This window comes from Vibrio sp. 10N.261.51.C6 (genome assembly GCF_041471785.1).
GTDB classification, from domain to species: Bacteria; Pseudomonadota; Gammaproteobacteria; order Enterobacterales; family Vibrionaceae; genus Vibrio; species Vibrio crassostreae_C.
Genome location: NZ_JBFRPB010000027.1, coordinates 1 through 12,908 on the forward strand (window position 1 = coordinate 1; position 12,908 = coordinate 12,908).

A 12,908-nucleotide genomic window follows, 5' to 3' on the forward strand; every position below is an offset into this window, starting at 1 on the left:
GCCTCCTCCTACTCGATTGGTGTCGCTAGTTCAATGAGAGTGAGCGGAAGGAAGAGTAGAATGAATCTCAGAGACAAAAAAGACCGCACGAGGCGGTCTTTGTAATAATAGCTTAGGTTCTTTACTACAGAACCATGGCTGCAATCCAACCGAATACGATCAGTGGGATGTTGTAGTGCAGGAATGTTGGAACTACGGTTTCCCATACGTGCTCGTGTTGACCATCAGCATTTAGACCAGACGTTGGACCTAATGTTGAGTCAGAAGCCGGAGAGCCCGCATCACCAAGTGCTGCAGCTGTACCTACTAGGGCGATTGTTGCCATAGGCGAGAAGCCAAATGCTGCTGCTAATGGAACGTAGATAGTTGCAAGGATTGGAATCGTAGAGAACGAAGAACCAATGCCCATAGTAACCAATAGACCAACAATTAGCATAAGTAGCGCTGCTAGAGGCTTGTTGTCGCCGATGCTTGTTGAAAGTGCTTCAACCAAAGATTCAACGCCACCTGTTTGCTTCATAACTGCCGCGAAACCTGCTGCTGCAATCATGATGAAACCGATCATTGCCATCATGTGAACGCCCTTGGTGAAGACATCTTGTGTCTCTTTCCAAGCAATAACGCCACCGAAGGTAAATACCATGAAACCCGCTAGAGCACCGATGATCATAGAGCCCGTCGATAGTTGAACTGTTAGCGCTGCTACGATACCAGCTGCTGCTACTAGGATGTGCTTCTTGTTGATCTCTTTCACTTCTGTTGAAACAACAGTGTGAGAGGTTTCTTTGTATTGGCGAGGCTTACGGTAAGTAAAGAATACTGCAGTAAGAAGACCGAAGATCATGCCCGCAGCGGGTAACAACATCGCCATTGGCACTTGGCTTGCTACTACGTTTTCAAGACCATTGTCGTGAAGGTTTTTAAGCAGAATGTTGTTTAGGAAGATGCCACCAAAACCAATCGGTAGCACCATGTAAGGTGTAATCAGACCAAAAGTAAGTACACACGCAACTAGACGGCGGTCTAGGTTCATTTTTGCAAATACGCCTAGTAGAGGTGGGATTAAGATTGGGATGAAGGCGATATGTACTGGAATCACGTTTTGCGAAGACATGGTCACTAAGATCAACGACGCAAGCATGCCGTATTTAAGACCAGTCGATGCCGCACTGTTCTCTTTGCCGTGAATGCGTTTGATAACACTTTGAGCAAGGAGATCTGTGATACCAGAACGTGAGATAGCAACAGCGAATGTACCAAGCATAGCGTAGCTAAGTGCAATCGTTGCACCGCCGCCTAATCCACTTTCGAAAGCCGCGACTGCGTCGTTCAAGCTCATACCAGAGGCTACGCCACCGATAATTGCACTGAACGTCAGAGCAACGACTACGTTTACGCGCATCAAAGCTAAAACAAGCATGATGCAAACTGAAATTACAACAGGATTCATATTATTCTCGGGATGTTGTGTTTTTTATGAAGGCAATACGAAAAAACGTTTACCGACTCTATTTTTTATTCTTCGTCAACAAGAGGCCAACCACCAAGGGCTTTCCATTTGTTTACAATGCCGCAAAATAACTCTGTGGTTTTTTGCGTATCATACAAAGCAGAGTGTGCTTCTTTGTTGTCAAATTCCATCCCTGCAGTGCGGCAAGCTTTAGCCAAAACGGTTTGACCGTAGGCAAGACCACTAAGAGCTGCAGTGTCAAAAGTAGCAAATGGATGGAAAGGGACGCGTTTAAGCTTACAGCGCTCACTTGCCGCATTAACGAAGTTCAAATCGAATGTAGCGTTGTGAGCAACCATGATTGCGCGACTGCAATCTGAAGCTTTTTGTTCTTTTCTCACTAGCTTGTAGATTTCTTTAAGGGCTTCTTGTTCCGACACAGCACCACGTAATGGGCTAAATGGGTCTTTAATTCCGTTAAAGTCTAATGCTGCCTGCTCTATATTTGCGCCTTCAAAAGGCTCAATGTGAAAATGAAGCGTTGATGCAGGGTGCAGATCTCCGTTCTCATCCATTTTTAATGTAATGGCACAGATTTCTAATAATGCATCGGTTTCAGCGTTAAACCCTGCGGTTTCCACGTCGATGACCACTGGGAAATAGCCGCGAAAGCGTTTTTTTAGGGTCAGAGCTTCGTTTTCTACAGTCATGTTAGCCCAAATAAGTGTGATTAAGGCTGCATTATTGCAGATAATAGCAGTGATAAAAACTAGGGAAGGGCAATAAATCTTAAATTACCCAACCCATTACGGCTTGATAATTGCATATTTAAACGTGAGAGAAAAATGCGGCAATTGGCTGCATTGTTAAACGAATTGCTTAAGAGATACTCCACTTTATGAAGAAACAACTCATAACAGGTTCAATGCTATTTTCGCTACTTGTGTCGTCATCGGTCATGGCACAAGAAAAGCGTTACGGAGCATCTCCTCAACAGTCGACATGGGAGATGGTAGCCAACACGCCACTTGAATGTCGCTTGGTCCACCCAATTCCAAACTTTGGTGATGCTGAGTTCTCATCTCGCGCGAGTAAAAAAATCATTTTGGACTTTGAGCTTAAAATGCGCCGTCCAATGGGTGCGACGCGCAATGTAAGCTTGATCTCTATGCCGCCACCTTGGCGTCCGGGTGAAAGTGCTGATCGTATGACAACCATTAAGTTCTTCCAGCAATTTGACGGCTATGTCGGCGGTCAAACAGCTTGGGGCATCTTGAGTGAGTTGGAGAAAGGGCGTTATCCGACATTCAGCTACCAAGAGTGGCAGAGCCGAGATCAACGTATCGAAGTGTCGTTGTCGTCGGTGTTGTTCCAAGAAAAATACAATGTGTTCAGTGACTGTGTTGCTAACCTGCTGCCTTACAGCTTTGAAGATATCTCTTTCACTATTTTGCATTACGACCGCAACAGCGACCAGCTGAACAAGTCGTCGCGCAAAAGGCTGAGCCAGATTGCCGATTACGTTCGCTATAACCAAGACATTGACCTTGTGCTGGTGGCAACGTACACCGACTCTGTCGACAGCAAAGGGATTAGCCAAAACCTTTCAGAGCGCAGAGCAGAATCGTTAAGAGAGTACTTCAAATCTCTAGGCCTGCCAGAAGATCGTATCCAAGTGCAAGGCTATGGCAAGCGTCGTCCGATTGCGGACAATAACTCGCCAATTGGTAAAGATAAGAACCGACGTGTTGTGATCTCTTTAGGTCGCACACAGGTTTAAGCTAAACAACAGCTTGTTTTGAAATGACAAAGCCCGTCTTGATGACGGGCTTTTTTATGTTTTAAATTTGGAGTCGTTGTTTTAACGGAACTTGTTTAATTCAAGCGGAAGCGGGCGATCATTTCACAGTTGGTCGCGGTATCGATCTTTTCCACCATAGAGGCAATTTTAGGGTTTGGGTGGCGTTTCATGAAATCGATAAGGGCTTTTTTACAACAACCAATAGAATCTATAAAGCTAGAGCATTGCGTATTAGGGCACTGAGGAATCAGTGTCAGGACCTTTTCAGAGGCAAGCTGAAGGTACTTAAGTTCATATTCTGTATCGCCCGCCCATCGCCAAAACTGAGCAAGGTTGTGGCAAGAGATGACCGAAATCAGTAAGCGTTCATCGGCCTGAATATCAGTACGCTCAGTAATTTCTTCGCTTAAATTCAACGCCTGCTGATAGTGAAGAATGCTTCGTACAGGATCGTCGAGTTGCAATGCAGTATCGGCAAGTAACGTGTGTTTTTCCCATTCGCTAATCATTGTATAACCTCACTAATCAAGATGGGTTTAATTTAAATGATAATCATTATTATGTAAAGTTTCATCGATTAGATTGTGAATAATAGTGGGTAAAGAATATTGATTATGAATGAATTGATAAAAAAGAAGCGAGCATAGTGCTCGCTTCTCTTGTGCATTAATTTAGCTCTTGCTTTCAAAGCCTAGTATCGCAATGGTTAGTGACTAACCTTCGAGGCCTGCACTTGCTTGTTTGTTCTGAATAAGCTCAATCATGTAGCCGTCAGGGTCTTTTACGAATGCAATGTGAGTAGAACCGCCTTTTACAGGGCCGGCTTCACGAGTCACGTTACCGCCAGCGGCTTTAATCGCGTCACACGTAGTGTAGATATCATCAACACCGATCGCTACGTGACCGAAAGCTGAGCCTAGGTCGTATTCAGTTGTGCCCCAATTGTAAGTTAACTCAATAACAGCACCTTGAGATTCGTCACCAAAGCCAACAAAAGCCAGTGTGTATTCGTACTCTTTATTTTCGTTCTTACGTAATAGTTGCATGCCCATTACGTTGGTGTAGAACTCGATAGATTTATCTAGATCACCAACTCGTAGCATGGTGTGTAAAATACGACCGTTTGACATGATTTGCTCCTAGCGTTAACTATGTTTACGTTTTTTGTAATTCTGTTTTATGCCGCCAGAAAAGTGCGGCACGGTTTAGCTTCTTAGCTTCTTAGCTTCTTAGCTTCTTAGCTTCTTAGCTTTGGGCTAACAGCTTATGAGCTTAGACGTCTGTTTTTTCCTTGAACTCACACAAATCCTCAATGATACAGCTGCCACAGCGTGGTTTACGTGCGACACAGGTGTAACGTCCATGAAGAATGAGCCAATGGTGGACATCCAGTTTGAATTCTTTTGGGATAACTTTAAGTAGTTTTGCTTCGACATCGTCGACGGTTTTACCCATCGCTAGCTTAGTGCGGTTTGATACACGATAGATGTGAGTATCAACGGCAATGGTTGGCCAACCGAATGCGGTATTTAACACTACGTTTGCTGTTTTACGACCGACACCTGGAAGGGCTTCTAATGCAGCGCGATCTTCCGGTACTTCACCATTATGTAGGTCAAGCAGCATACGACACGTTTTGATGGTGTTTTCTGCTTTTGAATTAAATAGACCGATGGTCTTGATGTACTCTTTTAAGCCATCAACACCTAGGTCGAAAATTGCTTGTGGCGTGTTGGCTACAGGGTACAGCTTATCCGTCGCCTTGTTCACACTAACATCGGTTGCTTGTGCTGATAAAAGTACGGCGATCAGCAACTCGAATGGGCTGTTCCAGTTAAGCTCAGTCTCTGGCTTTGGATTGTTTTCTCTTAAACGCTCAAGTATTTCTACTCGTTTTACATTGTTCATAGCGACATTACTTTCAAATAGTTAGGGCATGAAGCTTGGATTGCTTCTGCTTTATCATCGGTTACGCGCTCTTATGAGCGTCATTATTATGTGTACTTGGTCAACCTATTTACCTGATGAGCGGTTGAGCTACTCAGCAGGGTTTAAGCTACCGTAACTTATTAGGCATTGGTAACGCGAGCGCGTTCAATGACTGGTTTTTCTTGTTTTGGTTGTCTAGATTTTGCTTGGTTATCGATGATGTTTTTCAAAGCAATTAAGAAACCAACACCAATGAAGGCACCCGGTGGAAGCAGGGCTAACAAGAAGCTGTTATCAAATTGGAATATCTGGATTCGTAACACCGAAGCCCAGTCACCAAGCAGCAGGTCTGCGCCATCAAATAGGGTCCCGTTACCAATAATCTCACGCATCGCACCTAACACGACCAATACTGATGTCATGCCTAGACCCATCCAGAAACCATCTTGAGCCGCTGGTAGCACTTCATTTTTTGAAGCGAAGGCTTCCGCACGACCAATGATGATGCAGTTGGTTACGATCAGCGGGATGAAGATACCCAAAGAGAGGTAAAGCCCATAGGCGTAAGCGTTCATCAGCAATTGAACACAGGTTACTAGCGAGGCAATGATCATTACGAATACTGGGATACGTACTTCTTTTGGCACATGATTACGAACCAAAGAAACAGAAACGTTTGAGCCGACTAGTACAAGCAAGGTAGCAATGCCTAGCCCAAGTGCATTAGTGACTGTTGACGATACAGCCAGCAGCGGACATAACCCAAGAAGTTGCACTAGGGCAGGGTTATTGGCCCACATGCCATTTTTGATCAATGTTTTATGGTCACTCATTATTCACCACCACAATTTAGAGGTTGAGCAAGCAATGCTTGGTTGTTTTGGTTAACGTACTGGACCGCTTGTTTGACTGACTTCACGACTGCTCTTGGCGTGATAGTAGCGCCAGTAAACTGGTCAAAATCACCACCGTCTTTACGAACCTTCCAACGGTCTAGATTAGAATCCGTCACTTGCTTACCTGCAAACGAAAGAATCCAATCACTCACACGCAGATCAATCTTATCACCCAAGCCCGGAGTCTCTTGGTGAGAAAGCACGCGAGTACCTAAAATAGTACCGTCAGTTTTCATTCCAACAATGACTTTAATCGCGCCATTGTAGCCGTCTGGTGCAATCGCTTCGATCGCAATCGCGCTTGGCTCACCATTAAGCTTAGCAATGTAAGCCGGCATCGCTTGCTCAGTACCAAGCTCTTCTGCTTGAACCAAAGTACAAGACGAAAACAGCTCGTTGTCGTGCTGATCGCGTGGGATCACTTGGTTAAGAACAGACAGTAACTGAGCCTGTTCTTGTTGTTTGATCTGATCTTTGGTCAGGTAGTGAGTTACCGCGACCAAACCCGTCGAAGCACACGCAAAAATCGCGAGTACAAGGCCGTTTTTCTTAATTGCATTTAGCATGGTATCCGCTCCCTTAGTGACCGTATGTGCGAGGTTTGGTGTAGTAGTCAATCAGTGGAACACACATGTTGGCTAACAATACAGCAAACGCCACGCCATCAGGGAAACCACCCCAACTGCGGATGATAAAGACTAAACCGCCGATCAGAGCGCCAAACACTAAGCGACCTTTGACTGTCGTGGATGCTGAAACTGGGTCGGTTGCAATAAAGAATGCACCAAGCATAGTCGCGCCAGACAGAAGGTGAATGGTTGGAGAAGCGGTTTCTCCAGGAGTGAGCACTAAGAACACTAAGCTAAACAGAGTAAGACTGCCGATGAAAGCCACAGGGATATACCATTGAATAACACGTTGCTTAATCAGCACTAAACCGCCGATTAGGTAAGCAAGGTTTACCCACTCCCAGCCTACGCCAGCTAACCAACTAAATTGAGGTTGAGATAGTGCTTCTGAGGCAGTATTGCCTGCCGTTAATGCCGTTTTGAATGCATCAAGCGGCGTCGCCATTGTGGAGCCATCAATGCCAAGGCGTGCTTGTTGCAGAGACAAACCTTCGTTATTGAAGCCAGTAAAGATCATCAAGAATGAGTCAATAAAGCTTGTTGCTTCTGCTGTCAGGCTCGCGGGAGCATTCCAACTGGTCATTTGAACTGGGAATGAAATCAGCAAAACAACGTAAGCGACCATCGCAGGGTTAAATGGGTTCTGCCCTAGGCCGCCGTATAAGTGTTTCGCGATAATAATAGCGAAGAACATACCAATGACGAGGATCCACCACGGAGAGTGTGGGGGAATCGCGACACTCAGTAGCCAAGCGGTTACAACAGCACTGTAATCACGCAGTGCCATTACTGGCGGGCGTTTTCTCAATAGCATGACGGCTGCTTCAAAGGTAACAGCAAGTGCAATAGCAAATACTAACTGGATGAGGGTACCCCATCCAAAGAAGTAGGTTTGAGCTAGTAGACCTGGCAATGCACAAATAGCCACCCATTTCATTAGATCTGGGGTGCTTCTACGGCTATGCGCGTGCGGTGAGCTGGCGATAAAGAAGGCCACTACTCTTTCTCCTCATTGTTCTTTTTATCTAGCTCTTGCTGGGCTTTTTTCGCTTTAGCACGAGCGATAGCGGCAGCAACGGCTGCTTTTTTAGGGTCAACAGCTTCAGATTGAGTTTCAGCTGCCACTTCGAGCACTGGCTCTGGCGTTTCTACTGTTTCGTCTTGTTTCGCTTGCTGGGCTTTTTTCGCTTTAGCACGAGCGATAGCTGCAGCAACAGCAGCTTTCTTCGGATCGACCTGTTCAGATTGAGTATCAGTTTCTACTTCAACTACTGGTTCAGATGTTTCTGCTTGCTTAGCTTGCTGTGCTTTTTTTGCTTTAGCACGGGCTATAGCGGCAGCAACGGCGTCTTTCTTAGCATCGCCAGAACTTCCAGCTTCAGTTTCAACTGCAGGTTCAGGAGCTTCGGTTGTTTCTTGTGTCGCTTGTTGTGCTCTCTTAGCCTTAGCGCGAGCGATGGCCGCAGCAACAGCAGCTTTTTTAGGGTCGACTTGCTCCGATTGAGTCTCGGTTTCAACTTCAACCACTGGTTCAGATGTTTCTGCTTGCTTCGCTTGCTGGGCTTTTTTGGCTTTAGCACGAGCGATAGCGGCAGTAACAGCATCTTTCTTGGCATCGCCGGATTTTTCAGCAGGAGCTTCAGCAGCAGATTCAGCTTGTTGAGCTTTCTTGGCTTTAGCACGAGCAATGGCCGCAGCGACAGCATCTTTCTTAGCATCGCCAGAGCTTTCAACAGGAGCATCCGAAGCAGATTCCGCTTGCTGTGCTTTCTTCGCTTTAGCGCGAGCAATCGCAGCAGCAACGGCGTCTTTCTTCGTATCGCCTGAGCTTTCTGCAGGAGTATCGGCTGCTGCTTGTTGTGCCTTGCGCTCTCTCGCTTGACGCTTGCGCTCTTCACGCAGTTTAGACATTTCAGAGTTGTCTGGTTCAGCGCCTTCCGCTTTTTGAGCTGCAGCTTGTTTCGCTTTTGCCTTCGCAATAGCGGCAGCAACCGCAGGTTTCACTGCTGGTTCTTCATTCGGAGCCTGATCCGCAGCGGCTTTTTGTGCTTTAACACGAGCAATCGCAGCAGCAATAGCATCATCACCGCCGGATGTTTTCATATCTTTACGGCGGTTATCTGCGGCTTTTTTAAAGCGGTTTTCACGTTCGGCTTTATCACGCTCCATACGAGCGTTCTTCTCTTCAAAACGAATCTTGGCGCGTTCTGCAGCAGCGGCTTCATCTTTTCGAGTTTTGATTTCAGCTTTTGCTTGGCGATAGTACTGAACAAGAGGGATTTCGCTTGGGCAGACAAATGCACATGCACCACATTCAATACAGTCTTTAATATTTAGCTCTTCACACTTATCCAACTCGTTGGCTTTGGCGTGCCATTGCAGTTGTTGAGGAAGTAGAGACGCAGGGCAAGCTTCAGCACATGCGCTGCAACGGATACATTCCATCTCGTAAGTGCTTGGTGAGATCTCACGACGCGTTGGCGCCAAAATACAGTTCGACGTTTTGGTGATTGGCACATTGGCATGCGGCAAGGTAAAGCCCATCATCGGGCCGCCCAAAATTAAACGCGGCAGTTTTTTATCTGCTTTGTAGCCAAACTCTTCAAGTAACTCATGTACTGGTGTGCCTAATAGCGCCCAAACGTTACGAGGTTGCTTAAAGGTTTTACCGGTTAATGTCACAACGCGGTTAACCACAGGTTCGCCGTCAATTACCGCTCGCTTAATCGAGTAAAGAGAGCCGACGTTCTGAACCAAAACACCAATGTCTGCAGGAATGCCGCCAGCTGGAACCTCTTTGTTGGTGAGGATCTTGATAAGTTGCTTCTCACCACCAGAAGGGTATTTGGTTGGGATAACGCGAATGACGATATCTTTGTCTTTCGCTGCAATCTCAAGTGCTTTTATCGCATCTGGTTTGTTGTCTTCAATGCCGATAACCGTCAGCTTTGGTTGAAGAATGTGTTCAACCACTTCGATGCCTTTTAATACTTCGTCGGCATGTTCTTGAAGCAACTTGTCATCAGAGGTGATGTAAGGTTCACATTCCGCAGCGTTGACGATCAAAATGTCGGTACGACCTAAGCCTGATTGAAGCTTCTTAGCCGTAGGGAAACCTGCGCCGCCCATGCCTGAAATACCAGCTTGGCGAATCACATCAAGCAGTTCGTCAGAAGTCTTTGTCGAAAAATCTTCAACTGGATTTTTTTCAATCCAAGTGTCTAGGCCATCAGGTTTAATAACCACGCATATTTCGCTCAAGCCTGAAGGGTGAGCGGTAGTTCGCGGTTCGATAGCGGTAATCACACCCGATGTTGGTGCGTGTACTGGCAAAGTAAAACCTGTGTCTAAGGCCGTAAGTTGCTGACCTTTTAACACAGTGTCGCCAGCAGCAACCAATAGGTTCCCCGGCTTACCGATGTGCTGTTTCACAGGAAGAACGATTTCTTCTGGAAGCCTTGCATGGACGATATCAGTAGTATTCGACTGTTTCTTGTTTTCAGCAGGGTGCACGCCACCAGGGAAGTTCCAAATAGAGCCCGTGCGAATTTGTTCAATTAAAGAGATCATACTAACCCTATGCTTTAGGCTCTGACGCGGTCGCATCAGTTGCTTGGTTAGTGATATCAGTAACAGGAATGATGTTCATCTGCCATTTCCAATTTTCAGTCGTTGTTGCCACTGGAATCATTTCGATACAGTCAGTAGGGCACGGTGCGACACATAGATCACAACCTGTACATTCATCTTTGATTACTGTGTGCAGTGCCTTGGTACCACCAACAATGGCGTCAACAGGGCAGGCTTGAATACACTTGGTACAGCCGATACACATATCTTCATGAATGAAGGCAACGGTTTTTACTTTGTTATCTAAGTCATGAGCGGAGTCTTCAACTTCTACGCCCATTAAATCTGCTAGCTTCTCAATGGTTGCTTGGCCGCCCGGAGGACATTTGTTGATCTTATCTCCGTTAGCGATCGCCTCTGCGTATGGGCGACAGCCAGGGTAGCCACACTGACCACATTGAGTTTGCGGTAAAATGGTGTCGATTTGATCAACGATAGGATCGGCTTCAACTTTAAAACGGATAGAAGCAAAGCCCAAAATAGCGCCAAAAACAGCGGCTAAAACGGCTAGCGCAATGATCGCAATTAAAATGGTACTCATGCTTATTTCACCAACCCAGTAAAGCCCATAAATGCCAGAGACATTAGGCCTGCTGTGATCATCGCAATCGATGCGCCTTTGAATGGCATTGGAACATCAGCAACCGCAATACGTTCACGCATTGCAGCAAATAAGATCAATACAAGAGAGAAACCCACCGCTGCGCCAAAACCATAGATGATCGACTGAATGAAGTTGTGGTTTTCATTGATGTTCAGAAGTGCCACACCTAATACCGCACAGTTGGTGGTGATAAGAGGCAGAAAGATACCCAGCAGGCGATAAAGAGTCGGGCTGGTTTTGTGAACGACCATTTCCGTAAATTGAACAACCACCGCGATAACCAAGATGAAACTCATGGTACGCAGGTATTCAATACCCAGAGGGGTAAGGATGTAGGTTTCTACTAGGTATGCAGAGACCGACGCTAACGTTAGAACGAAAGTCGTCGCGAGGCCCATGCCAATCGCAGTCTCCAGTTTCTTGGAGACTCCCATAAATGGACATAGTCCTAAAAACTTCACTAGCACAAAGTTATTGACCAGCACTGTGCCAACCAACAACAAAAGGTATTCGGTCATAATGGATTAATTCTTGAGATTCCGATCCCGATATTATCCTGCTTTGCTCACCTAATAACAACCAAGGATCACTAGGGATTTAGACACTTGGTGAAAAAATCAACGGGTAACCGTTTGATTAAGATGGATCAGGTTAAGTATAGGTGGGTATTTGCGGGGAATGAAAAATAAGATTAACTCAATGATAACTCATCGAATCAATCCTATTTTCTTTGTTGTAAAAAGTGTCGAGGAACGAAATGACTTAGTCTTTATGAACCTGAGCTTTCTCAATTAATGTTTCGAACAGAGGCTCTGCGCACCAAAATTGGCATAAATAGCTTATGTTCCGTGTGTTCTTTTGGCTCGTCACTTGCGAGTTGCAGAGATAGCTTAACCGCTTGATTAGCCATGACTTGAATTGGGTAACGAATGGTGGTCAATCGAGGGTAGATGAAGCGAGCAATGTGGCCGTCATCAAACCCAATAACTGATATATCTTCTGGAATACGAACGCCATTTTCTTGTAATAACGCCAAACAGCCTGCTGCCATGTAGTCGTTATACGTTGCAATGGCTGTGATATCTGTGTTTTTTGCCATTAAGTTAACCATGGCTTGCTCACCGCCTAGCTCGTCAGGTTCACCATATTCGATGTACTCATCGTTCGATTCAATACCGTGATCTTTCAATGCATCCAAATAGCCACCTAAGCGGTCGTGAGCATCTTCAATATCGTGACTCGAGCAGATGTAGCCAATGTGCTTGTGGCCGTTTTTAATCAAATACTCAGTCGCGATGTAAGAGCCGCGGCGGTTGTCGAGAGCAATACAGCGGTGTTCGATATCGGGAACAATTCGGTTGATGAGAACTAAGCCGGGCACTTCATTGGCTAGCTTAACCAATTCTTCGTCGCTAATGCCTTTGCTATGAACCACGAGTGATTCGCAGCGGCTGTTGATCAGCAAGTTAATCGCATTACGCTCTTTGGTCGCGTCATGGTAGCCGCTGCCAATCAGTAGCTGCTTTTCTTGCTCACTTGCCACGGTATCAATGGCTTTGATCATCGAGCCGAAGAACGGGGCAGAAACATCATTAACCAGTACGCCAATCGCGTTTGAAGATTTGCTGACCAATGCACGGGCATTGGCATTTGGGCGATAGCCGAGTTTTTCCATAGCGGCTTTTACCGCCGCAATTGCGGTTTCACTGGTGTGAGGTGCATTGTTGATTACTCGAGAGGTGGTCGCGATTGATACGCCTGCTTCCTTCGCAACATCTTTAATGGTAGCCATTCCGCTCTCTTATTCTGAATATAATGCTGTGTGCTGGTGGTTGGACATTTAACAACGGATAGTTAGGCAATTCAAATATTAAACATCAAATATGACGAGGTTTGATGGTTTATTTTTGATTGGCTGACTAGTTTGAAAATAAAAAGCCAAGCTCTAGATTGAACTGACCCCCAATAG

The 12,908-nt window shown here is 45.8% G+C and carries 13 protein-coding genes; 1 reads left to right on the plus strand and 12 read right to left on the minus strand.

Features of this window, described 5'->3' with window-relative positions; all coding sequences use genetic code 11:
• Window positions 1–124: 124 nt before the first annotated feature.
• The gene (locus tag AB4375_RS07475) at window positions 125–1,450 is read right to left on the minus strand and encodes a Na+/H+ antiporter family protein (protein WP_029235135.1); all 1,326 of its coding nucleotides are present in this window, start codon (window positions 1,448–1,450) and stop codon (window positions 125–127) included.
• A gap of 65 nt (window positions 1,451–1,515) precedes the next feature.
• A complete protein-coding gene (rnt, locus tag AB4375_RS07480; protein ID WP_017061178.1) occupies window positions 1,516–2,160 on the minus strand; it encodes a ribonuclease T in 645 nt (214 codons plus the stop codon).
• Window positions 2,161–2,348: 188 nt separating this feature from the next.
• On the opposite strand from rnt, the gene motY reads away from it, so the two are divergent.
• The gene (gene motY, locus AB4375_RS07485) at window positions 2,349–3,230 is read left to right on the plus strand and encodes a flagellar protein MotY (RefSeq protein ID WP_017063457.1); all 882 of its coding nucleotides are present in this window, start codon (window positions 2,349–2,351) and stop codon (window positions 3,228–3,230) included.
• Window positions 3,231–3,325: 95 nt separating this feature from the next.
• Here the strand turns inward: motY and AB4375_RS07490 are convergent, their stop codons facing one another.
• The 10 genes from AB4375_RS07490 to AB4375_RS07535 form a co-directional block, all read right to left on the minus strand.
• On the minus strand, window positions 3,326–3,760 hold the full coding sequence (locus AB4375_RS07490; protein ID WP_004734047.1) for a DUF2753 domain-containing protein: 435 nt from the start codon (window positions 3,758–3,760) through the stop codon (window positions 3,326–3,328).
• A 204-nt stretch (window positions 3,761–3,964) separates the two neighbouring features.
• On the minus strand, window positions 3,965–4,381 hold the full coding sequence (gloA, locus tag AB4375_RS07495) for a lactoylglutathione lyase (RefSeq protein ID WP_004734046.1): 417 nt from the start codon (window positions 4,379–4,381) through the stop codon (window positions 3,965–3,967).
• 142 nt (window positions 4,382–4,523) lie between these two features.
• Window positions 4,524–5,159, minus strand: coding sequence for an endonuclease III (gene nth / locus AB4375_RS07500; RefSeq protein WP_010437137.1), 636 nt, complete (start codon window positions 5,157–5,159; stop codon window positions 4,524–4,526).
• A 161-nt stretch (window positions 5,160–5,320) separates the two neighbouring features.
• Window positions 5,321–6,013 carry an electron transport complex subunit E gene (locus AB4375_RS07505; protein WP_012603531.1) on the minus strand — a complete coding sequence of 231 codons (693 nt, stop codon included), beginning with the start codon at window positions 6,011–6,013 and terminating at the stop codon, window positions 5,321–5,323.
• On the minus strand, window positions 6,013–6,642 hold the full coding sequence (gene rsxG, locus AB4375_RS07510; protein WP_372051275.1) for an electron transport complex subunit RsxG: 630 nt from the start codon (window positions 6,640–6,642) through the stop codon (window positions 6,013–6,015). The genes AB4375_RS07505 and rsxG overlap by 1 nt, the downstream gene beginning before the upstream one ends.
• Window positions 6,643–6,655: 13 nt before the next feature.
• Entirely contained in the window at window positions 6,656–7,702 is a 1,047-nt protein-coding gene (gene rsxD / locus AB4375_RS07515; RefSeq protein ID WP_372051276.1) for an electron transport complex subunit RsxD, read from the minus strand.
• Complete coding sequence (gene rsxC, locus AB4375_RS07520; protein WP_372051277.1) at window positions 7,702–10,275, minus strand: electron transport complex subunit RsxC; 2,574 nt, start codon at window positions 10,273–10,275, stop codon at window positions 7,702–7,704. Before rsxC ends, rsxD begins: the two co-directional genes overlap by 1 nt.
• A gap of 7 nt (window positions 10,276–10,282) precedes the next feature.
• Complete coding sequence (gene rsxB, locus AB4375_RS07525; protein WP_004734040.1) at window positions 10,283–10,876, minus strand: electron transport complex subunit RsxB; 594 nt, start codon at window positions 10,874–10,876, stop codon at window positions 10,283–10,285.
• Window positions 10,877–10,878: 2 nt separating this feature from the next.
• Window positions 10,879–11,457: an electron transport complex subunit RsxA gene (rsxA, locus tag AB4375_RS07530; protein WP_004734039.1), complete on the minus strand. Its 579-nt coding sequence runs from the start codon at window positions 11,455–11,457 to the stop codon at window positions 10,879–10,881.
• Window positions 11,458–11,726: 269 nt separating this feature from the next.
• Complete coding sequence (locus AB4375_RS07535) at window positions 11,727–12,731, minus strand: substrate-binding domain-containing protein (protein ID WP_136973536.1); 1,005 nt, start codon at window positions 12,729–12,731, stop codon at window positions 11,727–11,729.
• Window positions 12,732–12,908 lie beyond the last annotated feature (177 nt).